The 26,163-nt window shown below is 70.1% G+C and carries 22 protein-coding genes and 1 pseudogene; 12 read left to right on the forward strand and 11 right to left on the reverse strand.

Going from position 1 to position 26,163, the window contains the following annotated elements; translation table 11 throughout:
* The first annotated feature begins 131 nt into the window (after window positions 1-131).
* Window positions 132-1,010 (forward strand): ATP-grasp domain-containing protein, encoded by an 879-nt coding sequence (locus OG226_RS33530; protein WP_329350985.1) that lies wholly within the window; start codon window positions 132-134, stop codon window positions 1,008-1,010.
* A 17-nt stretch (window positions 1,011-1,027) separates the two neighbouring features.
* Here OG226_RS33530 and OG226_RS33535 read toward each other — a convergent pair whose 3' ends face one another.
* Window positions 1,028-1,618 carry a hypothetical protein gene (locus OG226_RS33535; RefSeq protein WP_443066931.1) on the reverse strand — a complete coding sequence of 197 codons (591 nt, stop codon included), beginning with the start codon at window positions 1,616-1,618 and terminating at the stop codon, window positions 1,028-1,030.
* Between the two features lie 34 nt (window positions 1,619-1,652).
* On the opposite strand from OG226_RS33535, the pseudogene OG226_RS33540 reads away from it, so the two are divergent.
* From OG226_RS33540 to OG226_RS33550, 3 genes and pseudogenes are all read left to right on the forward strand, one after another.
* Window positions 1,653-1,801, forward strand: a pseudogene (locus tag OG226_RS33540) (PucR family transcriptional regulator); the annotation flags it as partial.
* Window positions 1,802-1,947: 146 nt separating this feature from the next.
* Window positions 1,948-2,721 (forward strand): IclR family transcriptional regulator, encoded by a 774-nt coding sequence (locus OG226_RS33545; RefSeq protein WP_328683543.1) that lies wholly within the window; start codon window positions 1,948-1,950, stop codon window positions 2,719-2,721.
* Window positions 2,718-3,560, forward strand: coding sequence for an SMP-30/gluconolactonase/LRE family protein (locus tag OG226_RS33550; RefSeq protein ID WP_329350987.1), 843 nt, complete (start codon window positions 2,718-2,720; stop codon window positions 3,558-3,560). The genes OG226_RS33545 and OG226_RS33550 overlap by 4 nt, the downstream gene beginning before the upstream one ends.
* A gap of 100 nt (window positions 3,561-3,660) precedes the next feature.
* Here OG226_RS33550 and OG226_RS33555 read toward each other — a convergent pair whose 3' ends face one another.
* Genes OG226_RS33555 through OG226_RS33570 form a run of 4 tightly spaced genes read right to left on the reverse strand, consistent with a single transcriptional unit; the run spans window position 3,661 to window position 7,956 of the window.
* Window positions 3,661-4,848, reverse strand: a complete 1,188-nt coding sequence (locus OG226_RS33555) for an MAB_1171c family putative transporter (protein WP_328683545.1) — start codon at window positions 4,846-4,848, stop codon at window positions 3,661-3,663.
* Window positions 4,845-6,044: an MAB_1171c family putative transporter gene (locus OG226_RS33560; protein WP_329350988.1), complete on the reverse strand. Its 1,200-nt coding sequence runs from the start codon at window positions 6,042-6,044 to the stop codon at window positions 4,845-4,847. Before OG226_RS33560 ends, OG226_RS33555 begins: the two co-directional genes overlap by 4 nt.
* Entirely contained in the window at window positions 6,041-6,577 is a 537-nt protein-coding gene (locus OG226_RS33565; RefSeq protein WP_328683547.1) for a toxin, read from the reverse strand. The genes OG226_RS33560 and OG226_RS33565 overlap by 4 nt, the downstream gene beginning before the upstream one ends.
* Window positions 6,578-6,615: 38 nt before the next feature.
* Window positions 6,616-7,956 carry a DUF6545 domain-containing protein gene (locus OG226_RS33570; RefSeq protein WP_329350989.1) on the reverse strand — a complete coding sequence of 447 codons (1,341 nt, stop codon included), beginning with the start codon at window positions 7,954-7,956 and terminating at the stop codon, window positions 6,616-6,618.
* Window positions 7,957-8,312: 356 nt separating this feature from the next.
* On the opposite strand from OG226_RS33570, the gene arfA reads away from it, so the two are divergent.
* Window positions 8,313-9,827, forward strand: a complete 1,515-nt coding sequence (gene arfA, locus OG226_RS33575) for an arabinosylfuranosidase ArfA (protein ID WP_328683549.1) — start codon at window positions 8,313-8,315, stop codon at window positions 9,825-9,827.
* 22 nt (window positions 9,828-9,849) lie between these two features.
* Here the strand turns inward: arfA and OG226_RS33580 are convergent, their stop codons facing one another.
* Window positions 9,850-12,819, reverse strand: a complete 2,970-nt coding sequence (locus tag OG226_RS33580; protein WP_329350990.1) for a glycoside hydrolase family 35 protein — start codon at window positions 12,817-12,819, stop codon at window positions 9,850-9,852.
* A 118-nt stretch (window positions 12,820-12,937) separates the two neighbouring features.
* Here OG226_RS33580 and OG226_RS33585 point away from each other — a divergent pair, with 118 nt between their 5' ends.
* Both OG226_RS33585 and OG226_RS33590 read left to right on the forward strand, forming a co-directional pair.
* Window positions 12,938-13,411 carry an RrF2 family transcriptional regulator gene (locus OG226_RS33585; protein ID WP_327404321.1) on the forward strand — a complete coding sequence of 158 codons (474 nt, stop codon included), beginning with the start codon at window positions 12,938-12,940 and terminating at the stop codon, window positions 13,409-13,411.
* Between the two features lie 36 nt (window positions 13,412-13,447).
* A complete protein-coding gene (locus tag OG226_RS33590) occupies window positions 13,448-14,017 on the forward strand; it encodes a TlpA disulfide reductase family protein (protein WP_329350991.1) in 570 nt (189 codons plus the stop codon).
* A 182-nt stretch (window positions 14,018-14,199) separates the two neighbouring features.
* Here the strand turns inward: OG226_RS33590 and OG226_RS33595 are convergent, their stop codons facing one another.
* On the reverse strand, window positions 14,200-15,021 hold the full coding sequence (locus OG226_RS33595) for an intradiol ring-cleavage dioxygenase (protein WP_329350992.1): 822 nt from the start codon (window positions 15,019-15,021) through the stop codon (window positions 14,200-14,202).
* A 269-nt stretch (window positions 15,022-15,290) separates the two neighbouring features.
* On the opposite strand from OG226_RS33595, the gene OG226_RS33600 reads away from it, so the two are divergent.
* Window positions 15,291-15,944, forward strand: coding sequence for a DUF4360 domain-containing protein (locus tag OG226_RS33600; RefSeq protein ID WP_329350993.1), 654 nt, complete (start codon window positions 15,291-15,293; stop codon window positions 15,942-15,944).
* A gap of 89 nt (window positions 15,945-16,033) precedes the next feature.
* On the opposite strand, the gene OG226_RS33605 is transcribed toward OG226_RS33600, so the two are convergent.
* On the reverse strand, window positions 16,034-16,807 hold the full coding sequence (locus OG226_RS33605) for an intradiol ring-cleavage dioxygenase (RefSeq protein ID WP_329350994.1): 774 nt from the start codon (window positions 16,805-16,807) through the stop codon (window positions 16,034-16,036).
* A 238-nt stretch (window positions 16,808-17,045) separates the two neighbouring features.
* On the opposite strand from OG226_RS33605, the gene OG226_RS33610 reads away from it, so the two are divergent.
* Complete coding sequence (locus tag OG226_RS33610; protein WP_329350995.1) at window positions 17,046-17,561, forward strand: hypothetical protein; 516 nt, start codon at window positions 17,046-17,048, stop codon at window positions 17,559-17,561.
* Window positions 17,562-17,605: 44 nt separating this feature from the next.
* Here the strand turns inward: OG226_RS33610 and OG226_RS33615 are convergent, their stop codons facing one another.
* Complete coding sequence (locus OG226_RS33615) at window positions 17,606-18,610, reverse strand: catalase (protein ID WP_329350996.1); 1,005 nt, start codon at window positions 18,608-18,610, stop codon at window positions 17,606-17,608.
* A 125-nt stretch (window positions 18,611-18,735) separates the two neighbouring features.
* On the opposite strand from OG226_RS33615, the gene OG226_RS33620 reads away from it, so the two are divergent.
* The 3 genes from OG226_RS33620 (at window position 18,736) to OG226_RS33630 (ending at window position 23,040) form a co-directional block, all read left to right on the forward strand.
* Window positions 18,736-20,040, forward strand: a complete 1,305-nt coding sequence (locus tag OG226_RS33620) for a DUF3500 domain-containing protein (RefSeq protein WP_329350997.1) — start codon at window positions 18,736-18,738, stop codon at window positions 20,038-20,040.
* Window positions 20,041-20,171: 131 nt separating this feature from the next.
* Window positions 20,172-21,371 (forward strand): 4-hydroxybenzoate 3-monooxygenase, encoded by a 1,200-nt coding sequence (locus OG226_RS33625; RefSeq protein ID WP_329350998.1) that lies wholly within the window; start codon window positions 20,172-20,174, stop codon window positions 21,369-21,371.
* A gap of 61 nt (window positions 21,372-21,432) precedes the next feature.
* The gene (locus OG226_RS33630; protein WP_329350999.1) at window positions 21,433-23,040 is read left to right on the forward strand and encodes a methyltransferase; all 1,608 of its coding nucleotides are present in this window, start codon (window positions 21,433-21,435) and stop codon (window positions 23,038-23,040) included.
* A gap of 43 nt (window positions 23,041-23,083) precedes the next feature.
* On the opposite strand, the gene OG226_RS33635 is transcribed toward OG226_RS33630, so the two are convergent.
* Together OG226_RS33635 and OG226_RS33640 are read right to left on the reverse strand one after the other, a co-directional pair.
* A complete protein-coding gene (locus OG226_RS33635) occupies window positions 23,084-24,727 on the reverse strand; it encodes a pyridoxal phosphate-dependent aminotransferase (protein ID WP_329353590.1) in 1,644 nt (547 codons plus the stop codon).
* Between the two features lie 237 nt (window positions 24,728-24,964).
* Window positions 24,965-26,125 (reverse strand): aldose epimerase family protein, encoded by a 1,161-nt coding sequence (locus tag OG226_RS33640; RefSeq protein WP_329351000.1) that lies wholly within the window; start codon window positions 26,123-26,125, stop codon window positions 24,965-24,967.
* Between the last annotated feature and the right edge of the window lie 38 nt (window positions 26,126-26,163).

Consider the following 26,163-nt stretch of genomic DNA (forward strand, 5'->3'; position numbering starts at 1 on the left):
TCGACCTCTTCTCGGTTCCGTCACCGATGCTGGGGCTTCACCGAAGGGGAAGGTCAATCCGGTTGCCGCGGTTGCGGGGCAGCCGGTTAACCTGCGGACCTGTCCGCAGTCCGTACGACGATGGAGGCCTCGTGCCCCGAATCGCGCTCGCCACCTACGACCCCGCACCCGCGCCCAGCAAGGACCGTGACCTCCCGGTGCTGGTGGATGCCTTGCGGGCGGCCGGGGCCGAGGCCGTCGCCGCGCCGTGGGACGACGCCGGGACCGACTGGGGCGCGTACGACCTCGTGCTCATCCGCTCCACCTGGGACTACAGCTGGCGCCCCGCCGAGTTCATGGCCTGGGCCGAGCGGACCGCGAAGGCGACACGGCTCGCGAACCCGGTGCGGGTCGTGCGCTGGAACACCGACAAGCGCTACCTCGGCGACCTCGCGGCGGCCGGCGTGCCCGTCGTGCCGACCCGCTATCTCGCCCCCGGCGACCCGGCCGACCTCCCCGACGACCACGAGTACGTCGTCAAGCCGACCTCCGGCGCGGGCGCCCGCTTCGCCGCCCGCTACACGCCCGACGAGCACGAGACGGCCGTACGACAGCTGGAGCGCATGCATGCCGAGGGGCTCACCGCGATGGTGCAGCCGTACCTCACGAACGTGGACGTCAGCGGGGAGCGGGCGCTGCTGTTCTTCGGGGGGCGGTTCGTGCACGCCTCGCGGAAGGGGGCCGTGCTGGCGCGCGGGACGGCGTACGACGACGACAAGGTGTCCCACCCGGACCTGGAGCCGTGGACCGCGACCGAGGCCGAACTCTCCGTCGCCGAGCGGGCGTTGGCCGCCGTACCGGACGCACCGGAGCTGCTGTACGCGCGCGTGGACCTCGTCGACGGGCCCGACGGGCAGCCGTGTGTGATGGAGCTGGAACTCGTCGAGCCGAACCTCTTTCTCGATCTGCATCCGGAGTCCTCGTTGACCGCGGTGGTCGAGGCGATTCTGGGGGTGGCCGTCAGGCGCTGACCGTCAGGCGCTGATCGTCAGTCGTCGACCGCCGTTCGCTGGAGCAGGCCCCAGGTGAACTCGGCCGCGCACTGGTGGCGGACGCCCCGCGCGTCCGGGGCGGTGAAGGCGAGGCCCCAGCGGGTGGGGGCCGTGCCCTCCAGGGGGCGGGCGGGGGCGAAGGCGCGGGCCGCCTCGTCGACCGTGCAGGACCAGGGGGTCAGGTCGTCGAGGGTGTGGAGGGGTGGGGGCGTGGCGCCCGGGGCGCGGACCAGCCATTCGTTCCATACGGCGCCGTTCGGGGCGGTGAGCACCTCGAAGCGGAGGTCGGGCCAGAGCGGGACCGGCCACTGCCAGGCCTCGCAGTCCAGGTCGCCGATCCTGCGCTTGACGGTCGACTCGGGGGTGCCGAGGATCGAGCGGTACCGGGACGCGGCGGCCCGGCCGCGCGGGGAGTGCAGCATGGCCTGCCACCGCTTGTTGGCCTCGCGCATGTCGGCGATCGAGACGCCCAGCTCGTGACGGGCGTTCTCGACCAGGTCCGGGTTGTGGTCCGCCATGCGGCGCAGCAGGACGAGTTGGAAGTCGAGGGGGCTGAAGGGGCGGGCGGGACGGTTCGCGTCGGGCATGCGATCCATCGTCGCGCACGGCACTGACATCGGGCCGGACACCGGGGTGCGGTATCGCCTCCGGCAGATCCGTGAACTGTGGGGGACGAGATCGACCACCCGGACCGCTGGTTCGAGCTCGAACTCGTGCCGCGCGCCCAGCGGTTGTGTGGTGAACCGGGCGATCCCGGGGCCGGTCGGTAGTCACATGGTCACGCGACCATTGCCCGTGCAACCCTGTATGGCTAGCCTGTGTTCGTCATGCCGATCGTCAGTTGAAATTTCGAACACACGACGCTCGGTGCGGCATCCCATGCAGCCACTCGCAGACACCTGGAAGGGGGCCGGTTGTGGGACGACTCGTACCTGCCGTGACCCGGGCTCTCGATATTCTTGAGCTCTTCCTCGACGGGGACGGGACGCTCTCCGCCCCCGACATCGTGCGCAAGCTGCAACTGCCGCGCACGACCGTGCACGAACTGGTCACCACCCTCGCCGCGCGGTCGTACATCGTGCCCGTGCCCGGACAACCGGGACGCTACCGGCTCGGGGTCCGTCCGTACCAGCTCGGGAGCCGATACGCCGAGCAGCTCGACCTCGCCGCCGAGGGGCAGCAGGTCGCCCGGTCCGTCGCCGAGACCTGCGACGAGACCGTGCACGTCGCGATCCTCGAAGGCACCGACGTCATCTACATCGCCAAGGTCGACTCCACGCACGCGGTGCGCATGGTGTCGGCGGCGGGGCGCCGGCTGCCCGCGCACTGCACGTCCGTGGGCAAGATGCTGCTGGCCTCGCTGCCTGAGCCGGAGCTGACCGCGCGCATTCCGGCCGATGTGTCGTTGGTCGCGATGACGCCGAACAGCATTGTCGAGCCGGGGGCGCTGCGGGAGGCTCTCGCCGAGATCCGGTCGCGAGGGGTCGCCGTCGAGAGTCGTGAGTCGAATCCGGATGTGTCGTGCGTGGCGGCGCCGGTGCGGGACCGCACGGGGCAGGTTGTCGCCGCTCTCTCCATCTCCGTTCCCATGATTCGGTGGAGCGACGAGCGGCGGGTGGAGTTGGAACAGCTGGCCGCGAAGGGCGCCGTTGAACTGTCGGAGCGGCTCGGGCACAGGAGTGTGGGATGACGTACGAGGTGGCGGTACGGGCCGAGGCGACGTTGGGCGAGGGGCCGACGTGGGACGCCGCGGCGGGGCGGTTGATCTGGATCGACGTTCTCGGGTCACGGGTGCATACGTACGACCCGTCGTCGGGGCACCGGACGGTGCGGGTGACCGAGCAGCATGTGGGGGCCGCGAAGCCCCGTGTCGGTGGGGGGCTCGTCCTGAATCTGCGGGACGGGGTCGGGCTCGTCGATCCCGACGGGGAGTTCCGGTGGCTGCATCGGGAGCCGGTTGCCGGGCGGCGGGCCAATGACGCGGCCGTGGCGCCTGACGGGGCGTTGTGGGCGGGGACGATGCGGTACGACGAGGCGCCTTGCGGGGGCACGTTGTCGCGGGTTGCCGGGGACGGGTCCGTGCAGCTGATTCTTGATGACGTGGCGGTGAGCAACGGGACGGGGTGGAGTCCTGACGGGCGGTTGATGTACTACGTCGACTCGCCCACTCGTCGGATCGACGTGTTCGAGTACGCGGACGGGCGGGTGTCGAAGCGGCGGCGGTTCGCGGAGGTCGAGGTCGGCGCGGGGTTTCCCGATGGGCTCACCGTCGACGCGGACGGGTGTGTGTGGGTGGCGTTGTGGGGTGGGGGTGCGGTGCGGAGGTACACGCCGGACGGGGAGTTGGAGCGGGTTGTCTCGTTGCCGGCCTCGCTGGTCACGGCGTGCGCGTTCGGGGGTGCGGATCTGACTGACCTGTACGTTACGACCGCTCGGGTGGGGCTTGAGTCGCCGGAGCCTGTCGCTGGGTCGCTGTTGGTTGTGCCGGGGGCCGGTAAGGGAGTGGCGCAGCCTGCGTTTGCCGGGTGACGAGGGTTCGATTTTGGCTGCGGGGCGGTGGGGGCCGGTCGCGCCCGCGCGGCGGAGCCGCACATTGATACAGCCCCGCGCCCCTAAAGGAAAACAACCCTCAAGCCCCTGTGTTGTCCAAGTCGGCCAGCGTTTTGCTTACCGCCGGTGTTGCCGTCGGGCGGGACCGCACCAGGGCCCTTGCCAGTTCGACCAGGCCGCCCGTGTCGGAGACCTCCGTGGCGTAGAGGCGGTACGTGCTCGGGGTGTTGAAGGGTTGTTCCCGGGCGGCGGCTCGGCGGGCCGCGTCGGCGACCATGGCCGCTTCGGCGGTCACGCGGGCCTCGTGGGGGGAGTGGCCCGCGTGGAGGGCGGCGTGGCGGGTGCGTTCGCGGAGGTGGTCGTCGAAGTAGGGGGTGAGGGCCAACAGGCCGTCGTGGATGGAGACTTCGCGCCAGTGGAGGCGCATGCGGGGGAGTTGGCGCAGGGCGCTGGGCGGTTTCGGGGCGATGGACGCGAAGCGGACCTCCGACCACAACGGGCCCAGCCCGCGCAGGTCGTTGAGGTCGCGCCAGTGGGCTCGGGCCATGGGCAGGAGTCGCGGCAGGGCGAAGCCGGCGGAGCAGGTCAGGGCGGCCAGTGAGGCCATCGGCGGGGCGACGCCGGTGGAGAGGAAGTCGAGGTCGTGCCCGGTCCAACGGGCCACCAGCGCCGTGTACTTGACGAGCTGGAAGCCCACCACGTCCAGCAGGGTGCCGAGGAGGATCAGCTGCAGGCCGGTCCTGAGCAGGCCGGTCACCTCGCGGGCCCAGGTGACGCACACGGTGCACAGCGCCAGGGTGGCCGCGCTGTGCCCGAGCAGGTAGAGCACGATCATCTCGCGCATGTACGGCGTCCCGGCGTAGTACGTGTCGAGGTCGGTGAGCCGCTCGGCGCTCGGGTCGGCCAGCGTGAACAGCACGACGATGGCCACGATCAGCGCGCCGTAGGCGGCCATGCTGCGCAGGACCATGCGGCGGATCCGGGCGGGGGAACCGCCCCGCCAGTGGATCAGCAGGACGAGCAGGGAGCAGCTGTACGCGGAGAGCATGCCGTAGGTCAGCGGGGCGCCGAAGTTGGGGATGCCGGTGAGGCGGTTGACCGTGCCCAGGGTCAGCGGTGCCGAGCAGACCAGGGCCAGCGAGCCGAGGACGATCGCGGCGCAGGTGGACACGGTCAGCGGGTCGCGCGGGATCCGCCAGGGGCGGCGCAGCAGCACGGTGCAGGACAGCCCGAAGACACCGGCGGCGAGATACACCATGAGGCTCATGCCCGGGTGCTCCCTTCCGTCGTGCCGGTGCGGACCCGGGCGACGAGCGGGGACCGGGTCAGCGCGTCCGCGATGGACACGAGGAGGGCGGTGCCGGGGGCCCGGTCGGGGAGCCCGCCCGGTTCGTCGGCGGGCGCGGGGCGCGGGGCGCCGTCGCGTTCCTCCGCGTCACCTTGCCGCTCCTCGGCCACGGCCGCCGTCACGACCGCCGCCCACGCCGTCGCCTCGGCCTGCTCAGGGTCGCCGGTGGTCCGTGCCGCGGCCTCCAACGTCCTTTCGTACAGGGCCCGGTCGAAGAACGCGTCCAGGTGGCCGAGCGCGTTGTGGATGCTCGTCTGCCGCCACACCAGCCGGGTCGCGGGGGAGGACCAGCGCGGCCGGGGCAGCCGTAGCGCGCGGCGGGTGAGGAGTTCGGCCAGCTCGTGCTCCAGCGGTTCGAGACAGGCGTACGTCCGCCGGGCCTGCCGCCACTGGGTCAGCCGGGGGCCGGTCAGCGGGATCAGGACGCCCACGACGGTCAGCACCGCGCCCAGTCCGGCGGCGACCGGCGAGACGGTCGTACCGAGCCGCGTCCAGTCCTGGCCGCACCAACGGGCGATCACCGCCGCGAACTTGGTGAGGCTGTACCCGGCGCCGCACAGCGAGCCGACGCCCAGCGTGATCAGGCCCGCGCGGAGCCAGCCGTGCACCTGCCGCGCCCAGCGCAGCGCCGACACCGCGGTGACGCTGACGGCGGCGAGGTGCCCGGCCAGGTAGAGCACGATCATCTCGGCGATGAACGGGGTGGTCGCGTAGTAGGTGTCCAGGTCCGTGCGGCGCTCCACGGGGGTACGGCCCAGCGCGAACGTCACGGCGATGCCGATCAGGATGAAGGTGTACGCCACGATCCAGCGGCGGGCGGTGCGGTGGACGTGCGGTCCGCCCCGCCAGTAGACGATCAGGACCTGCGAGGAGGCGCCGTACGCGGTGACCGACGCGTAGGTCAGCGGGGCGGCGAGGTTCGGGATGCCGCTGAGGTGGTTGATCGCGCCGACGGTGGGCGGCGCCCCGAGGAAGAAACAGGCCCCGGCCAGGCCGAGGAACACACAGATGACCCGGAGATAGGGGTCGTGCCAGTGGCGTATCAGGTCCGGCGCCTTCACCAGCACGCCCAGCCACAGCAGGCCGCAGCTGAGATAGTCGATCAGACTGCTCATTTTCTGGTCCCGCGGTAGTTGAGGGCGGCGCCGATCCGCCCGGCGACACCCTGCGTGCCGTCGTCGGCCGCGGCGGGGTCGTGCGTGGGGTTCGCCGTGGCCGCCGCCTGGAGCCAGGGCCGCAGCCGGCCGCTCATCAACATGCCGAACCTGTCCGCCTCTTGTTCGTCGGCGAGGCTGAAGTCGGTACGGGCGGCGACGGGCCGGGGGCTGCCGTCGGCGGTCGGTTCCGGCGCGGGGGCGGCGGTCCGCTGGTGCATGTGCCACACCTCGTGGCAGAAGATCACGATCTGGTGCCAGGCGGCGGCCCGCTTGTCGATGACGATGACGTCGTAGGTGTCGCCCTCCAGCCACAGCCCGCTGGCGGTGTGCGGCGGGAACACCTCGCGGCGGACGACGATCTCACGCCCCCGCCAGCGCGTGACGGAGTCGACCAGCGCGTCGAACAGGGCCTCGGGATCGGCCGGGACCGGGACGCGCATGGGATCGATGAGGGCACCGGCGAACCGGCGCATCTCCTTCTTCGTGCGCACCGCTGCAATATGCCAGGACATACGCCGACTCAGCCACCTCACCGTCGCCGCGGCAGCAGGAAGCGGGGCGCCTCCGCGGGATGGACAGGGGGAGTACGGCGCACCGGGTCCATCGAACTTGCCGCCGGCGGCCCGGAGTTGGCCTGAGCCGCGGAATTGGCCTGAACGACACCCACCGGCTCCGCCGCGCCGGCCCCCGTTCCCTCGCCCCGCGCCGCCACCCGCACCGCGTCGATCGCGTCGCGGTGGCGCAGGGCGCGGGAGACGGGCCCGATCTCCTGGAGGAGGTCGGCGGTGTCGGGATGTCCGGTGCCGTCGTCGCGGCGGCCGGAGTCGATGGCGTCCAGGATCGCCACCGCCGCCGCGAGGGCCTTCGCACGGCGCGGGGTGCAGCCGAGGCGGAGGGCGGCGCGGTGGGCGCGGGTACGGAGGTCCTCGTCGAGGTGGCGGGCGAGGGGCAGGAGGACGTCACGGATGTACGTCTCCCGCCGGATCAGGCGCAGTTCGGGCGCCGCGCACAGCAGGAAGGGGACGCCGGTGCCGTCGACGGAGCGCATCAGGACGTACAGCGGCCGGAGCCGGTGGTGGGCGAGGCGTACGCGCAGGCGGCCGTGCAGGAACTGGCCGGTGTGCGGCAGGATGAAACCGACGGCGATCAGCACGGCGGCGAGGCAGGCGGCGCACGGAGCGACGTCCGTGCTGAGCGCGTCGAGGTCGTGCCCGGTCCAACGGGCCGTCACCGCCGTGAGTTTGGCGACATCGAAGACCAGGCTCAGCGTGTAACCCGCGCCCAGGAACGTCAGCCCCCAGCGCAGCCAGCCGTGCAGCGCGTCCGCGCGGACCCAGTTCCAGATGAGCCGCATGGTGATCAGCGCGGCCACGGTGTGCGCGAGCAGGTAGAGCAGGATCTCCTCGCGCATGAAGGGCGTGTTCGCGTAGTACGTGTCCAGGTCCCGCACCCGCTCCACCGGCACGTCGGCGAGGGCGAACAGCACCCACAGCGCCACGATCACGCCCGAGTAGACGGAGATGACCCACCGTCTGGCGCGCCGGGTCGTGTCCGAACGCTCGGACAGCCCGAAGCGCCAGGCGACGATGAGCAACAACCCCGCTCCGCTGAACGCGGTGAGCAGCGAATACGCCCACGGCGCCGCGAAGTTGGGCACACCGGTGACCCGGTTGACCCAGCCGATGACCGACGGCGTCACGGACACGAAGAGCGCGCAGGCGAACAGCAGCAGCCCGCCGACCGCCCGCAGCAGCGGGTCCCGCCACATCCGGACGATGGCCGGCAGCTTCAGCGCGAGAGCGGCTCCGAGGACCACCGTGGGGACCCACACGAAGGACGTGTACAGCTCACCGAGGAAGGTCGTCACCACGTCGTACGCTCCCCCTTCCCGCCGTCCGCTGCACAAGCCGGTCCGAGGTTACGCGCCCACAACTGCCAACGTCATGTCCTTCGGTGGCCGTTGTGGGACCGGGAACGACCGCTGTGTCCGGAAATCGCCCCCGAGAATGCACAGTGCAGAGTGGCCGACCCATTGACGCGGAGGCGGTGAGATTTTACGGTCCTGTTCGAGGATACGGCCGATATACGATATTTCGAACAGGGCGGCTTTTGGTCTTCAGGGGCGCGGGGCTGTATCGATATGCGCTTCCGCCGCGTGGGCGCGACCAGCCACAGCGCACCCGCAGTCGCCAACGAAACACGTACCACTCCCCCCGAAAGGCGCACATGAGTACCGCCCGCTTCACTCTCGACCCCGCCTTCACCGTCGGCGAAGTCAACCCCCGCCTCTTCGGCTCGTTCGTGGAACACCTCGGCCGCTGCGTGTACACCGGCATCTTCGAACCGGACCACCCCACCGCAGACGACCAGGGCATCCGCCAGGACGTCCTGGACCTGGTCCGCGAACTCGGCGTCACCACCATCCGCTACCCCGGCGGCAACTTCGTCTCCGGCTACAAGTGGGAGGACTCGGTGGGCCCCGCGGAGACCCGCCCCCGCCGCCTCGACCTGGCCTGGCGCTCGACGGAGTCCAACCGCTTCGGCCTGTCCGAATACATCGCGTTCCTGAAGAAGCTCGGCCCCCAGGCGGAGCCCATGATGGCGATCAACCTCGGCACGCGCGGAGTCGCCGAGGCCCTGGAACTCCAGGAGTACGCCAACCACCCCGCCGGCACGACCCTCGCCGAGCAGCGCATCGCCCACGGCGACAAGGACCCCTTCGGCATCAGGGTCTGGTGTCTCGGCAACGAGATGGACGGCCCCTGGCAGACGGGCCACAAGACCGCCGAGGAGTACGGCAGGATCGCCGCCGAGACGGCCCGCGCGATGCGCCAGATCGACGCCGGTGTCGAACTCGTCGCCTGCGGCTCCTCCTCCCAGGCCATGCCGACCTTCGCCGAGTGGGAGTCGACGGTCCTCCAGGAGACCTACGACCTGGTCGACTACATCTCGCTGCACGCCTACTACCAGCCGACCGACGGCGACCTCGACTCCTTCGTCGCCTCGGCCGTCGACATGGAGTCGTTCATCGAGAACGTGGTCGCGACCGCCGACCACGTGGGCGCCCGCCTCAAGTCGAAGAAGAAGATCAACCTCTCCTTCGACGAGTGGAACGTCTGGTACACGTCGGACTGGGAGGAGCAGACGAAGGACGCGGACCCGGCCGAGTGGCCGGAGGCCCCGCGCCTCCTGGAGGACAACTACAGCGTCATGGACGCGGTGGTCTTCGGCTCGCTCATGATCGCCCTGCTCCGGCACGCCGACCGCGTCACCGTCGCCTGCCTCGCCCAGCTCGTCAACGTCATCGCGCCGATCATGACCGAACCGGGCGGCCCGGCCTGGCGGCAGACGACGTTCTTCCCCTTCGCGCAGGCCTCGCGGTACGGCCGCGGCCAGGTCCTCGACGTCCGCGTCGACTCCCCGAAGCACGAGACGCGCAAGTACGGCGAGGCCGACCTGCTGCACGCCACCGCCGTGCGCGGCGCGGACGGCTCGGTCACGGTGTTCGCCGTCAACCGCGGCCGCACCGAGTCGCTCCCGCTCGAAGTCGGCCTGAACGGCCTCGACTTGACGTCGGTCGTCGAGCACAGCGCCCTCGCGGACGCCGACCCGGACGCCCGCAACACCCTGGCCGACCCGGAGCGGGTGGCCCCGCACGCGGTCGAGGGCACCACCCTCCAGGACGGCACCCTGACCGCCGTGCTGGAGCCGCTGTCCTGGAACATGATCAGGCTGGCCTAGATCCCGAAAGGGGCCGAAGGGACTAGCGGCCGGGCGAGGCCACCGGCGAGACCGGTACTCCTCCGGCCGCACTCCCCAACAGCGTCAGCCGTACGTCCTTCGGGCCCGCCGGTGTGGTGCCGTCGGACAGGACGGCCAGGGCGAGTGTGTTGGTGCCCCGGGTGAGGAGGATCCCGTTCGGCAGGGCGAAGGTGTGCTGCGGGCCCACGTCGTTGATGTACTGGCCCATGTTCCAGCCGTTGAGGAAGATCTGGACGCGGTAGGCGCGCGCCGGGTCGTCGTCGAGGACCAGGCCGATCGAGGCGTCGATGCCGCTGTCCACGGCGAGCTTGAAGCTGGTCCGGTACCAGGCCACGCCCTGCCGCTTGTCGGCGCGGGGGAATGTCACCGCCTCCCAGCCGGCGTCCGCGTACCCCGGCAGGTGCCAGCCCTCCCGCTCGCCGTACAGCCCGCCGTTGTTCTGCGGCCCGCGCACGGGATCGGGTGAGGCCTCGCCCTGGAGTCGCCAACTCACCTTCGGCGAGGCGCCCTTGAAGGTCGCCGCCGTCAGACCCCGGGCCACCTTGTGGGTGTCGAGGGCCTTGCCGTCCTGGTCGTGCTGCATCCGCCGCACCAGCACGGACAGGACATGCGAACCGGCCGCGCGCACCTTCTCCGGGACCGGCAGAGTCGCCTTCGCCGCCCAACTGCCCTGCCGCACACTGCTGTTCGTCGGCACCGGCATCCGGTGGGTGCCGAGCGGTTCGCCGTCGAGCCAGGCCATCAACAGGCCCTGGGTGCCGGTGCTGTAGGCGAGGGTCACCGACTCCAGGTCGTCGGCCGTGGTCGTCGTGAAGCGGCCCCGGTACCAGACGTCCCCGTAGTGGAAGCCGTAGTCGTCCGCGAAGAGCAGCGGCTGCCCGGAGGGGATGGCCGTCGTGCTGAACGTCGAAGTCCTGTCCGCCGCCGTCCACTTGGAGTCGTCGAAGGCGACGGCCGCCTCCTGGTTCCCCACCTTCCGCCGCCAGCCGTCGAGCACGGGCAGCGACACCGCCGGCACCCCGGGCAGCAGCACGTCCGCGCGCAGGCTGCCCGTGTTGGTGACGGTCGCGGGCACGGCCCGCCCGTTCCAGGTGACGTCCGTGATGCCGCGGGGGCCCCACACCTCCAGGCCGGTCTCGCCGATGGTGTCACCGACGAGCTGGGCGGTCGTACCGCTGATCGTGGCCTCGCGCAGCAGCGCCGGGCCGTAGACGAAGGCGGTGCCCGCTCCGGTCTCGTACGGCCACAGGCGTACGGAGGTGGCCTCGTCGGCGAAGAGCAGCAGGAGGGGGTTGGCGACACCGCCGGCCTGGACGAGGACCCGGGTCAGGCCGCCGATGCCGAGCGGGACGGTGACGTGCAGGAGACCGCGGTCCCACACCCAGGCGGCCTCCGCGTCGAGCCGGGTCACCATCGGCTCCACCGGGCACTCGACCACGGCGTGCGCCATCTCGCCGTGCCTCCCGGCGAACACGGCGATGTCCTGCCGGCCGACGGTGAGGAACATCATCGGCGTGACCGTCGAATACCTCAACCTGCGCCCGCCCAGGTCGAGTTGGGTGACGATGAGGCGGGCGTCCTGGGCCGGGACGGTGACCTCGATGTCGTCGGTCGTGGTCGGCAGCGTCGAAGTGACCGCCTTCGTACCGTCGTTGCGCAGGACGTAGACGTGCGCGCCGGTGTCGGCGTTGGTGAGGTGGTAGACCTTCAGGCCGTCCGCCTTGACGTCCGCCGCGCGGTCCAGCTTGGCGAAGTCGGGCACGGTCCGCAGCAGATGGCCGAGTTGGTGCATCGGCACGAGCTTCGCGGTCGCGTTGCGGCCCTCGTCGAAGGCGGCGCCGTAGTCGTACGACGTGTAGACGACCGGCGCGGGCAGCCAGCCCCACGAGGTGCCGCCGAACGTCATGTAGACGTTGTGCAGGGTGAGCCCGTTGGCGAGGTTGGTGAGATAGAAGCGCCGTTCGTACGCCGCGTCACGCGTCCGGCGCGACTCCGCGTACCCCTTGCCGTCGAACCAGGACCCGCCCCACGGATCGAACCAGCCACCACCGAACTCCGGCACGAAACCAGGGGTCTTGGGGCTGGCGGTGGCCCCGCCCTTGGCCCCACCGATCCCGTAGTGCCCCCAGTCCGGAGGGAGTTGGGACGGCGAGGGATACCCGTCGAAGCCGTACAGCCAACCGCCCTTGTCCGCGCCGGTGTCGAACGACCCCGGGGTCCAATAGCCGTTGCGTCCCTTGTCGTTGTGGAACAGGGGGACGTCGATGCCGTCGGCGCGCACCTTCTTGTACAGGTGGGACATGTAGGCGGTGCCGGACGGCTGGGTGGTCTGGGCGTCGTACTCGTTCTCGATCTGGTAGAGCAGGACCGTGCCCGTGCCCTGGGTGAACAGGTGCTTGGAGACGATGGAGTCGACCTGGGTCAGCCACTCGTCGACGTGCGAGAGATAGGTCGGGTCGGCGGTGCGGGCCGTGCCCTTCGTGGCGGTGAGCCAGCCGGGGAAGCCGCCCGCGTCGATCTCCGCGTTGATGTACGGGCCGGGGCGCAGGATGACGTAGAGCCCGGTCTCGGCGGCCATGCGCAGGAACAGGTCGAGGTCCCGGATGCCCGTGAAGTCGTAGCTGCCCTGGGCGGGGGAGTGGTAGTTCCAGGAGACGTAGATGCTGACCGCGTTGTAGCCGAAGGCGCGCATCTTCTGCAGGACGTCGCGCCACAGGGACGGGCTCGGCAGCCGGAAGGGGTGCATCTCGCCCGACCACAGGACCAGGCGCTTCCCGTCGACGATCAGGGAGTAGCGGTCGTACCCGATCGTGTGGGGCTGTCCGTCCGCGGCCGGTGGCGCGGGGGGCGGGCCGGTCGGCACGACATGCGCGGCGTACGCGTCCCCGCTGCCGCCGCTGCCACCCCCCAGCGCGAATCCGAGCGCGGCCGTTCCCGCGAGGGTGCTGAAGGTACGCCTGCTCAGCTCCACTGGAAGCTCCTCCCGGGTCCGGTCCGTCGGCGGCACGTGCGAAGCCATTTTCCGTGGTCGTCCCAGGAGGCCGTCGTGCGGGGCCATTCTCTACGCCAGAACGGACCACAATGGACGCATGAGGATCTCGGCACGGGCGGATTACGCGGTACGGGCGGTACTGGAGCTCGCCGTACGGGGTGACGACGGCCCTGTACCGGACGGTCCGGTGAAGGCCGAGACCATCGCCACCGCGCAGGACATCCCGCACAAATTCCTGGAGGGAATTCTCGGCGACCTCCGGCGCGCCGGGATCGTCGACAGCCGTCGCGGCGGTGGCGGCGGCTACCGGCTGGCCCGCGCGGCCGGCGCGATCACCGTGGCGGACGTCATACGCGCGGTGGACGGCCCGATCGTGTCCGTCCGCGGCGAACGCCCCACCGGCCTCGCCTACACCGGCACCGCCGAACCCCTCCTCCCCCTCTGGATCGCCCTGCGCGCCAACGTCCGCAAGATCCTTGAGGGCGTCACCGTCGCGGACATCGCGGCGGACGCATTGCCGGAGCCGGTACGCGCGCTGGCGGCGGAACCGGCGGCCTGGGAGAACCCCTGACCTCGTCGCCGCGGCGCGCTGAGGACAATGACCGTGATGACGACGATGATGACAACGCGACGCGCGTACACGGCCGTTGCCGCTGCCTGCGTGATCCTCGCGGGCTGCTCCTCCCCGGCGGCGGTCAGCGATGCCGCCCCCGGCGACCCGCTCACCCGGATCTTCGAGGAGGGCCGGCGTCCGGCCGTGGCGGATCTGGCCGGGACCTCGTTGGAGGGGGACGCGATCCGGCTGTCGGACTACCGGGGGAAAGTCGTCGTGATCAACGCCTGGGCGTCCTGGTGCGGGCCCTGCCGGGCGGAGGCGCCCGAGCTGAAGCTGATCCGGGAGACCTGGGGTGACCGGGGGCTGCGGGTGCTGGGGCTCGACAACGACGGCAGTCGGTCCGCCGGGCTCGCGTTCCAGCAGGACCACCACCTGGGCTATCCGTCGCTGCACGATCCTTCGGGCAAGCAGGCCCTACGGCTGCCGCGCGGCCTGGTGAACACGCAGGTGATGCCGTACACGATCGTCGTCGACCCGGCGGGCAGGGTGGCGGCGACCCGGATGGGCGCGGTGACGCGCGACCAGCTCGCGAAGATCGTCGAGCCGTTGCTGCCGACGTAGCACTCCGGTGTACGTCGTGCTGTACGGGATGCGGGCTGTCGCCCTGGCGCACTCGGTCCGTGCCCATCGCCGGGAGAGGGCGCTGGAGACGCGGACCGAGTCCGAGTCCGCCGAAGGGCGGCAGCCGCGCGGGGTGTGATCGGCGATCCCCGATCAGTGGTTCCTGGTCATCCGCCTCCTGGTCAACTCGTGCTCACGCCCACGGTCAGGGTCGCCGTGTAGCCGTCGGACACGTCGGAGCCGAGCGCGGTCAGCGTGAGCAGACCGGACGCGGCGCCTCCGTCGTCGTAGATCGTGTCGTCGCCGAGGGACGTCTCGGCGGTGGTGTTGTCCGCGTACGGGGAGGTGGCCTGCACTTCCTCGTTGAGGTCGGCGTCGAAGAAGAGCTGGCCGGTGTGGACGAGCGTCCCGCCGGTGTACGTGCCGTCGGCGAGCGTCACGTCCGTGTGCACCCGCATGTGGACGTGGACGGCGCGCGAGACGTAGTGCCCCGGCCAGATGGAGACGATGCTCGCCCCGCCGTCGGAGTCGGTGAGGACGCCGCCGCGCAGGAACGTGCCGTCGTCGTCCTCCGTGTGGCCGTTCTTGCCGACGAACCCGGAGTACTCGCCGAGCGCGTCGCAGTGCCAGAGCTCCACGAGGGCGTCGGCGAGCGGCGCGCAGTCGTTGTCCTGGTCGACGACGGTGAACGTGTACTGGACCTCGACGCCCTCCTTCTCCTCCCTGATGTCCTCGCGGATCAGGGCGCCGTCGAGCGAGTACGGCCCCTCGGTGACCTCGGCGGTGAGGGTGCAGACGCCGCTCGTGGCCGACGCGGACGCGTCGCTCGTCACGGTGGTGGCCGAGGGGGTGTCGGCCGAGGCGAAGCCGGCGGCCGCGAGGCCGCCGGCCAGGGCCACGGTGCCGCCGCCGATCAGGATCCGGCGACGCTGGAGGCCCTTGTCCCGCCGATGCCGGGCGGGTTCTTGGTCGTACCGCTGGTCGTTCTCCGCGTTTCCCGTCATGGCAAGGAAGTTAGGGCCGTACCTGAAGGATTCCTTGATGTGCCGCTGTGAAGGACCTGGGGACGGAACGGTCAACGGCCGCTTATTTCAACAGAGTTCACACACTGTGGAGAGAATGTGAAAGACGCGTTTGTGAATGGCCTGAGTTCGCGCTGACCGCTCCCTGTGCGGCTCCCTACGATGCGAGCGCGCCGTCGGTCTTCACAGGAACTTCATTGTTTCTTCAAAGACTTGGGGCGCAGCCACCCCCCCAACCCCAAGGAGAAACCATGCCTGGTGGGCTCCTCCTGAGCGGCGCCGTCGCCGCTCTCCTCACCACCGCGCTGCCCACGCAGCACTCGTCCTCGCCCGTGTTCGACAACCCGCCCCCGGACAAGATCGTCATCAACGTCGCCACCGTGAACGGCTCGGGCTGCCCGCAGGGCACGACGGCGGTCGCCGTCTCCGAGGACAACACCGCCTTCACGGTGACCTACAGCGCGTACCTCGCCCAGGTCGGCGGCAACTCCGACCCCACGGCGTTCCGCAAGAACTGCCAGCTCAACCTGGTCGTCCACGTCCCGCAGGGCTTCACGTACGCCATCGCGAGCGCCGACTACCGGGGCTTCGCCTCGCTCCAGCGCGGCGCGAGCGGTGCGCAGAAGGCCTCGTACTACTTCCAGGGCTCGTCGAACACCGCGAGCAAGAACCACCCGTTCAACGGTCCCTACGACGACAACTGGCAGGCGAACGACACCACGGACGTGGCCCAACTGGTCTGGGCGCCCTGCGGAGTTCAGCGCAACTTCAACATCAACACGGAGCTGCGGGTCAGCGCCGGTTCCTCGTCGGCCAGCGCGGTCAGCTTCATGACGATGGACTCGACGGACGGCGACATCAGCACGGTGTACCACATGGCGTGGGAGCACTGCCCGGGCTCCTGACGTGCGGTGCTGTGAGATGACATGAGGAAGGGGTGGCCCGTGTCGCACCGCGGGCCACCCCTTCTCCGTGGGGGGAGTTCAGCGTCGCGTCAGCTCTGGCTGACGCCCAGCGTCAGGGTGCCCGTGTAGCCGGACGAGGTCGAACTGCCCAGCGCCGTAAGGGTCATGAGCCCGGACGCGGCACCTCCGTCGTCGTAGATCGAGTCCTGCGCGAGGGTGGTGCGGGTGACCGTGTTGGTCGAGTACGGGGAGATCTTGGCGACGGCCGTGGTGATGGTCTCGTCGATGAAGAGCTGACCCGTGTGGAGTTCGCTGCCGCCGGTGAACGAGCCGTCCGAGGTGAGCGTGACGCCGGTGTGCACCTTCACATGGATGTGCACGCAGCGCCCGCGGTACCAACCGGGGTAGATCGTCGTGATGTTGGCGAGTCCGGCGGAGTTGCTGAGGACGCCGCCGCGCAGGAAGGTGCCGTCGTCCGGCTCGCTGTGGCCGTTGTTGCCGACGTAGCCAGAGTACTCGCCGAGCGCGTCGCAGTGCCAGATCTCCACGAGCGCGTTGGGGATGACGGCGCAGGTGCTGTCGTTCACGACCGTGAGGGCGAGCTTGAGCGGGATGCCGGCCTTGCCTTCGGTGACGTCGGCGCGGACCAGGGCGCCGTCGAGGTAGTAGGGGCCTTCGGTCATCTCCTTGGTGAGAGTGCAGACTGCCGCCGCCGCAGCGGGAGTTGCGTCCGCCGCGGTGGTGGTCGTGGGGGAGTGAGGAGCGGCGGCGCCCACGGCCAGTACGGCGGCCGTGGTGCCGGTGGCGATCAGGACGGTACGGCGTCCGACCGGGGTGGGGGTGGCTCCGTTGTTTTCTGTCATGGACACGGCACCGTAGGAGTGGAAGCTGTAGCCCGGCTGTGCGAACGGCAAAGTGACGGCCCGTCAAGTTTATTGCGAGACAGGTGTGTTGGGGCGAGTGCGGTCGGAGGCCCGGCGTCGGGTGCCGGCGAGGTGGGCGGCATGACGCACATGGCCGCGGAACAGGGCGAGTTGGCTCGGCCCGTCAGTACTCGGTAATTCGGACAGTGGTTTCCGGCCGGTGGGGGAAGATCACCCGATGGAGCCCTTCGACCCCCAGCGCGCGGAACCCGGCCGCTACCCGCGACTTGAGGCCGCCCTGGCCACGGTCAACCGTGACTTCGCGGCAACCCTGCCCGACCAGCCGCCACTCAGGCTGATGGTCTGGGAGGAGCAGGTCTACGTCGCCGTGTCCGACGGCTCCTGGCACCACAACGGTCTCCAGGAACCGGACGACGACGCCCCCGACGCCCTCGCCCTCGTCGCGGACGCGGCGCAGGAGACGGTGACCGAGCGGCTCTGGCAGGCGTGGCCGGTGTGTCCGTTCCACAAGATCGGCACGCATCTTCGCCCCGAGGGGACGGCGGTCGACTGGGAGGGGTGGAACGACGGCGACAGCGGGCGTCTGGTGTGGTGGTGCCGGGGCGGCACGGCCGGCGGCTGTCATGACCTCGCACCGGTGGGGGAACTCGGTGTTGCGCTGCCCGGAAAGGAGCGGCGGGCAAGTCGGAGTCGGGAGCGGGGTGGAGGGCGGGGGCGGGCTGGAGAAATGTGACACTCGGGTGGGTGAGTGTCACATTTCTGGGGGGAGGGTGGTGGTCAGGGAGCCAGCCGGCGTTCCGCCGAGACGGAGTACGCGTGGCGGCGGAAGGCCAGCATCTTGTCGTCGGAGGCTTCCACGCCCGGGGCGAGACGCGTCGGGTCGAAGACCTGCTGCTGCCAGTGGTCCTCGCGCGGTGAGCGGGCCGTCACGTGCAGGTGGCCGGCCGGGATCAGCGGGCGCTGTTCCGGCCACGCCTGCGAGGGGTCGTGGGTGGGGTCGTTCGGCTCGGCGAGCTGGTACACCACGGTGAAGGTGACGGGCCCGGTTTCGAGGCGGGAGTCGAGGTCGCCGATGAGAAAGTCGGGGGCGAGCGTCTCGGCGTACGCGGGATCGATCTCGACCTCGCCCAGTTGGGGCACGAGACGGTAGCGGAAGGGGCGGCGCAGGCCCGACTCGTCGACCAGGACGAAGGCGTGCAGGCCGTCGTAACGGGTGGTGGCGAAACTGGCGGGCGCCTGCTGCCCGGCGAACGATTTCAACGCGCCCCGGCTTTCCGGGTGTTGGGCGAGTACGGTGGCGAACTTCCCGGCCGCGGCGAGCTTCCCCTTGGCCCGGTCGGCGAACCCACCCTCCGTACCGGCCATGCCCAGCGCCTCGACGAGGTCGATGAACCCCTCGGGATTGTGACTGGGGAAGACGCGGAAGTTCGCGGCGACGAGGTCCATGACGGCCTTGGCGTCATCGCTACTGCCGTCGCCGTCAAGGAACTTGACCGCCATCCCGCGTACGCCCCGTGCCCGGTCGTCGGCGGCGAAGTCGCCGGACCCGTTCGAGAACCGGATGACCGCGTCCGACTCGGCGGTGAGACAGGCGGCCGTCGTCCACTTCGCGATCTGCCCGGTGGGCACGAACCGCGCGTCGTACACGGCCCCGCGCGCGTGCAGGCGGCGATCGTGCGGGCGTGGACGCGCGGCGGCCTCGATCCGATCGACGGCCTGGGCGGCGGTCATTCCGTCCTCGGTGACCGAGGAGTCGTGGGGTTCCTGCGGTGACTGTGCCATGGCCGCATCATCGCACTCGCGGGTGTCTGGTCCGCGGCGGAGTTCCCGGCGGCGGGCGACCTTCGACTTCGGTGTCCAGGCCCGGCTTCAGGTTCGGCTCAGGTTGGTGCGGGAGGTTGGCCCGTATGCACGGACACCGCCCCCGCACCCCCGAAGCCGACCGCAGCCGCCGCTGGTTCATGAACACGGCACTGCTCACCGGCGGAGTCGCCGCTGTCGCGACCATGACCGGCTGCTCGTCGAACTCCTCCGACACGGCCACCGCGTCCTCGTCCTCCGGCGCCCCGAACGGCGCCCCCTCGGGCGGCCCCGGGGGAGGGGGCAACGGGATGGGCCCCGGGCAGAGCGAGGTCAAGTACGCTGACTTCAAGGGCGTGACCACCGACGGCACGCTCACCGACGGGCTCTACTCGATCCACTCCACGGACGTCTCGACCGACGGCATCGTCAAGGCCGCGCAGGCCTTCCTCGACGGGCTCAGCGCCAAGGAACGCAAGTCCTGCACCTTCGACGTCGACGACGACGAGTGGCTGGCCTGGAGCAACGTCGACGGGTACCAGCGCAAGGGCGTGCGGATGGGCGACATCACCGCCACGAAGCGCAACCTCGGTTACGCGCTGCTCGGCGCCGCCCTGTCCGCCGACGGGCTCACCCGGACCCGCAACATCATGAAGCTCAACGCCTTCCTCGGCGACTACAGCGGCGGCAACCGGGACACCCTCACCGAGGGCGCGTACTTCTTCACCTTCATGGGCACGCCGTCCACCACCAAGCCGTGGGGTTTCCAGTACGAGGGCCACCATGTGGCCATCAACTTCTTCGTGCTCGGCGACCAGGTCGTCATGACACCGACCTTCATGGGGTCCGAGCCGACCTCCGCCACCTACAAGGGCGAGAAGATCACCCTCTTCAAGCCCGAGACCAAGGCCGGTCTCACCCTGCTGCGCTCCCTCACCACCGCTCAGCGCGCCAAGGTCATCTCCGGCACCAAGAAGTCCGGCGACGACATGAAGGCCGGCGCCGGCCAGGACAACGCCGAGCTCGCCTACCAGGGCCTCGTCGCCAAGGGCTTCACCAGTGCCCAGAAGCAGAACCTGCTCGACCTCGTGCGCGTCTACGTCGGCAACATGAACGACGGCCACGCCGAGGTGAAGATGACGGAGGTCGAGGCCCACCTCGACGCGACCCACTTCTACTGGATGGGCGAGACCAAGGACTCCTCCGCCTTCTACTACCGCGTGCACAGCCCGGTCGTCCTCATCGAGTACGACGCCCAGTCGCCGCTCGCCTACGGCACGAAGAGCGGCGGCGGTATGGGGGGTCCCAACGGCACCCCCACCCAGCAGCACATCCACACCGTCATCCGCACCCCCAACGGCGGTGACTACGGCGTTGACCTGCTCAAGCTGCACCTGGACAACGACCACTGACGACCGAGTCAACGGCCAGTGACATATGCCCAGTTGGCCCTTATGGGCTAAGAAGCCGCTTTCGATTCCTCATCATCATGATCTGGCTGATATGAAACCCCTTGGCCGAAAAAGCAAGATCAGGGGTGGATGTGGGGAAACGATTCGACTCCGGAGCGCGCACCGCAGTACGGACCGGGGTGGTGATCGTCGGGGCAGGCCCGGCGGGGCTCGTCCTGGGGAACCTGCTGCTGGACCGGGGCATCGACTGCGTGATCCTGGAACGGCGCGGACGCGAGGCGGTGGAAGGGCGGGCCAGAGCGGGATTCCTGGCCGCCCACTCCGTCCGCGTCCTCACCCAACACGGCCTGGCGGAAGGGGTGTTGGCCAGGGGTCACACCCACCGGACCTGTCTCTTCCGCAGCGGGCAGGGTGAATTCACCCTCGACTACGGCAAGTTGGGGCGCGGCGAGGTCCACACGGTCTACCCCCAGCAGGAGTTGGTACGAGACCTGCTCGCCGAGTACCTCCGACGCGGCGGCGGGATCCGCTTCGACACGGAGGTCGAGGAGATCTCCGAGGGCGGCCGGGTACGGACGTCCGACGGCACGGACTTCGTCGGGAGTTACGTCGCCGGGTGCGACGGGCACCGGGGAGTCGCCCGCGCGACCATGACCGCCCACGGGACGCGTACCGCCCGCTGGGACCACGGCGTGAGCTGGCTCGCGGTCCTCGTCGAGGCCCCGCCGAGCATGGAAGCCGTCGGATACGCCCTGCACGAACGGGGATTCGCCGGGCACATGGCCCGCACGGCGACCGTCACCCGCTACTACCTCCAGTGCCCGCGCGGAACCGATCCGGCCGATTGGAGCGAGGACCGGATCTGGGCCGAGCTGGAAACCCGGTTCCGTACGGACGAGTTCGGCGTGCTCAAGGACGGTCCGGTCCTTGAGAAGGCGGTCGTCGACCTGCGCTCCGACGTCCTCGACACCCCCGGCGAGGGCCGACTCTGGCTGGCGGGCGACGCCGCCGGCCTCATCAGCCCCTCGGCCGCGAAGGGCGCCAATCTCGCCGTACTCCAGGCCGAACGCCTCGCCCAGGCGCTGACGTCGGCGCTGAAGCACGCCGACGAGAGCGACCTCGCCCGCTACACCGCCGACTGCCTGCCGCGCATCTGGCGGGCCCACGAGTTCTCGCACTGGATGAGCGGCCTGCTGCACGGCCCGTCCGCCGAGGACACCGTCGACGCCCACGCCCGCTACGGCCGCGCGCTCCAGTACGCCCGCCTGGACAGCCTGCGGACGTCCCGCACGCACCAGGACTTCTTCGCCGAGAACTACACGGGCATCTGACCCCGTCTCCCGCTCGCTCGTCTCCCGCCTCCCGTCCCCACGATTCACCGGGAACCCCTTCATGAACCTCCCCGTCGTACAGGCACGCCTCGCCGCAGCCGACGTAGCACGCATCGAGCGCGCGGCGGCCTACGTCGAAACCCACGACACGGACAAGGTCCTGGCCGAACTCCTCCCGGCCCTCACGTCGGCCGAACGGGCGGACGTCTCACGCCACTTGGTCTTCGACCACACCGCCGTCCTGGTCTTCCCGGACTCCCTCGACGGCCTCTGCGAGGAACTCCGCCGACTCGGCTTCGAACCGGGCCCGGTCACCCCGAGCGTCGTGGTCCGCGACCGCCTGACCCGCCGCTACGGCCCGGAGCTCGCCGAGATCCCGGTGGGCATCGTGCACGTGGCGGTCGGGGGACGCAGCGTGGAGATCTTCGCGCTCCCGGTAGCCCCGGAGTCCGCACTGGAGGCGGTGGCGGCCGACGAACGCGAGGCGGAACACGAGTCCCACCACGCCTTCGCGGTCACGGCCCCCGGCCCGGTGGTCCCCGCGGGCCTACGGCTCCTCCTCCAGGAGCGGGGTGGGGCGGTCCCCGACGGCGGCGGCTACAACGGCCACGAGAACGTCACCGTCCTCTACCACCGCACCACCACCCACCGCCGTTTCGAACTCCGCCTCCCCGGCCGCCACTTGCCGCTCCCCGACCCGACAACAACCCTGCTCACCGTGATGACCGGAGCCTGGGCCACCCAGGCGGTGGCAACGATGGCCGAGTTGAACATCGCGGACCACTTGACGGACCACCCCGGCATGTCGGCGGAGCGACTGGCAACCCTCACAGCGACGCACCCGGACGCGCTACGCCGCCTGCTCCGCTACTTGACGACGCTGGGCCTCCTGACGGCATCGGACGACACCTACCACCTCACGGCGGCGGGCCAACCCCTGCGCACGGCGACGGAGTTCTCCCTGAAGCCCCTGGCCCAGCTCTACGCGGGCCCGTTCTACGACTCCTTCGCGGGCCTGACCCACTCCGTACGCACCGGCGAGGAAGCCTTCGCCCACCGCAACGGCCGGCACCACTTCGCCTACTTCGCCGAACACCCCGAACTGGGCAGCCTGTTCCACCGTTCGATGGCGGCCAGCGCGGAGATGTTCACCCCGGTTCCCACGCTGATCGACTTCTCGAAGGCCCGGCGAGTGGTGGACGTGGGCGGCGGAAACGGCGCGCTGCTGGGCCGGTTGCTCCGAGCCCACCCCCACCTGGAGGGCGTCCTCTACGAACGTCCCGGCGCCCTGGAAGCCGCCCGCGCCCAACTCACCGAACGCTGCTCCTTCGTCGCCGGCGACTTCACCCGCTCCGTACCGGAGGGAGGAGACGTCTACCTCCTCTCCCGAGTCCTCCACGACTGGGACGACGAACGCTGCCTCACGATCCTCGGCAAGTGCGCGGAGGCGATGCGCCCGGGCACCCAACTCCTGGTCGTGGAACGCCTGTTGCCCACCCCGACGGCAGTGGCCTGGGACGTCCACATGCTCTGCAACGTGGGCGGCCAAGAACGCGACGAGCACCATTACCGACGCCTACTGGAGAAGGCAGGCTTCGAAGTACAGGGTTGCCGGCCGCTACCGCTGGGGGCCTCACTACTGAACGCGGTAAGGGCCAACTCCCTCTAGGGGCACGACCAGCCCCCACGCACCCGCACCCGGCGACGACCCCTCAGCCCGCCTGTCCCATCCCCGCGGCATTGGGCCAACTCTGAGCCTGAGCCTGGGCATTGGGCCACCCGGTCGCAGGCGCCGGCGCGAGGTTCTGCATCCCGTTGGGACTGGTAGCCCCCCGAACCTGCGCCGCCGTAAGCCCATTGCGCGCGGGCACACCGGTAGGCGTGGGCCCCTGCGGGGGCATGGGCGCCGGTGCGGGCGCCGGGACGCCGTAGGGCTGCTGCTGAGGCATCTGCTGAGACATCTGCATCGGCATCTGCTGAACCTGCGCGGCGGCCACCATCGGCTCGAACTGCGGCTGGGGCTGAGGCTGTTGGGGCTGCGGCACAGGCTGCGGCTGAGGCACCTGCATGGGTACCGGCTGAGGCTGCATCGGCATCTGAGCCGCCGCGGGCACCGGCATGGGCACCTGCATGGGCACCGGCATCGGTATGCCGACCCCCGACGTCCCGGTGCCGAGGGCCTGCGCCGCGAGGTTCTGCATCCCCGCCCCGTTCGTCGCCCCGACCAGGCGGTCCACGGCCGCCGTACCCGAGCTGTAGTTGGTCCCTGTACCCAGCTCGGGTACGGCGGCTCCCCTCCTGGTCCCGTAGAGCACCTGTTCCATGCCGGACACCAGGCGACGCACGTCCGTCTGGGGGCGCACCACGAGCCGCAGGAAGCGGCTTGACGAACCGATCTTGTTGCCGCACTCACGGACGAGGATGCGGTGCTCGGTCAGCATCCGGTCCCGCACCACCGTGCCTTCGGCGCCGACGGGGAGGCGTACGAAGAGGAAGTTGCCCTGCGACGGGTAGACCGTCAGGCCGGGCAGCGCGGAGAGATGGCTCGCCATGTCGAGCCGGTCGCGGCGCACCTGCTGGAGGCTCTGCGCGTACTCCGCGCCGTGCTCCTTCAGGATGAACACCACATGCTCGGCAAAGGCGTTGAGGTTCCACTTGGGGAGCATCGAGCGTATGCGGCCGGCCAGGGCGGGGTTCGCGACGAGGTAGCCGAACCGTATGCCGTGCAGGCCGAAGTTCTTGCCGAGGCTGCGCAGGACGACCACGTTGGGACGCAGCATCGCCTCTTGTACGACGCTCGGTTCGACCTCGGCGTCCGCGAACTCCAGGAACGACTCGTCGATGATGATGAGGTCCAGGTCGGCCATCGCGTCCATGAACTGGACGAGCGCCTGCTTGTGGATGAAGCCGCCGTCGGGGTTGTTCGGGTTGCAGATGACCGCGACCTTGGTGTTGCGCTTGCGGATGAACTCCGCGTACTGCGTGAGGTCGAGGGCGAAGCCGCTGGACTCCTGGAGCGGGAACATGTCGACCCGCTTGCCGGTCTCCATGGGCTGGTCGGTCCAGCGGCCGAACGTGGGGACGGGGATGGCGAGGGACTCGCGCACCATCAAGTGGTCGATCCAGGTGATCAGTTCGGTCGAACCGTTGCCCATCGCGACGCAGCTCGGCGGGAGTTGGAGCAGGTTGCAGAGCTCGGCCGTGATGGTGTCGGCGCTGCTCGGGTAGTACGTGATGATCTCGCGCAACCGGGCCGCCATCTCGTCGAACATGGCGGGGGTGGGGAAGTACGGGTTGCACGGAATACAGAAGTCCACCGGCCCGGTGCCGTCGCTCTCACGCGCCAACGCCGCCATCGACGGGCTGTGTGCCGCCGTACTGCGGAACAGCGAGGTGACGTTGGAGTCGACCAATGGAACCTCCGTATGAAGGCGGGCCCGGTGGGGACGACCGGGCCCGTCGTCTTGGGTGGCCCGCGCGGGGGAGCACGGGCCACCCATGGATACGGAGACGCGAGTGGCGCTGTTCAACGGATGTGAAAATGGTGTGTGTTCGGGAACCCCGGGTCCGAACCAGGCGTCAGCTGTGGGACTTCAGGCGCCGAACGAGTGGATCGTCGTCGTGCGGTACGTCTGGCCGGGGCGCAGGACCGTCGTCGGCCACGACGGCTCGTTCGGGGAGTCCGGGAAGTGCTGGGTCTCCAGGCACAGACCGTCGCCTTGACGGTAGGTGCGGCCGGAGGTGCCGACGAGGGTGCCGTCGAGGAAGTTGCCCGAGTAGAACTGCAGGCCCGGCTGGTCCGTGGCGATCTTCAGCGTGCGGCCCGAGCGCGGGTCGTGCAGGGTGGCGATGTGCTCCGGCTTGGCGGTGACGCCCTTGTCGAGTACCCAGTTGTGGTCGAAGCCCTTGGCCTGCACCTGCTGCGGGTGGCCCGCGCGGATGTCCCGGCCGACCGGCTTGCCCTTGCGGAAGTCGAAGGGGGTACCGGAGACCTTCGCCAGTTCGCCGGTGGGGATCAGGCCCGTGTCGGTGGGCGTGTAGCGGCCGGCGGCGATCGTGAGCTCGTGGTTCTCGATCGTGCCGCTGCCCTCGCCGGCGAGGTTGTAGTACGTGTGGTTGGTGAGGTTGACGACCGTCGGCTTGTCGGTGGTGGCCTCGTAGTCGATACGCCAGTCGCCGTGCTTGGTGAGGGTGAAGGTCACCTTCGTCCTGAGGGTGCCGGGGTAGCCCATCTCGCCGTCCACGCTGGTGTAGTGGAGGTGGAGGCCGACGTCGGAGCCCTTGGTGAAGGGCTCGATGTCCCAGACCTTCGTGTTGAAGCCCTTGGCACCGCCGTGCAGGCTGTTCACGCCGTCGTTGACGGAGAGCTGGTACGCCTTGCCGTCGAGGGTGAACTGGCCCTTGGCGATGCGGTTTCCGTACCGGCCGATGGTCGCGCCGAAGAACGTGGTGCCGGCGACGTACGCGGCGAGGTTGTCGTAGCCGAGCGACACGTTGGCGTACTTGCCGTGCCGGTCCGGGAGTTCGAGCGACTGGACGATGCCGCCGTAGGAGAGGACCTTCAGGCGGGTGCCGCCGTTGGCCAGCGACCAGCGGTAGACCTTCGTCCCGTCGGCGAGGGTGCCGAAGAGTTCCTTCACGGGCTTGTTGCCGCCTCCCGGGCTCGCTGCCTGCGCCGTACCCGTACCCAGTGCGCTCGCGGTGATACCGGCTGCCGCGGCGCCTGCAATGACCGTGCGTCTGTTCAGTTCCATTGAGCGGCTCCTGCACATGGAAGGGGCCCCGCCGTGCT

It is taken from the genome of Streptomyces sp. NBC_01261, from assembly GCF_036226385.1.
Classification (GTDB): Bacteria; Actinomycetota; Actinomycetes; order Streptomycetales; family Streptomycetaceae; genus Streptomyces.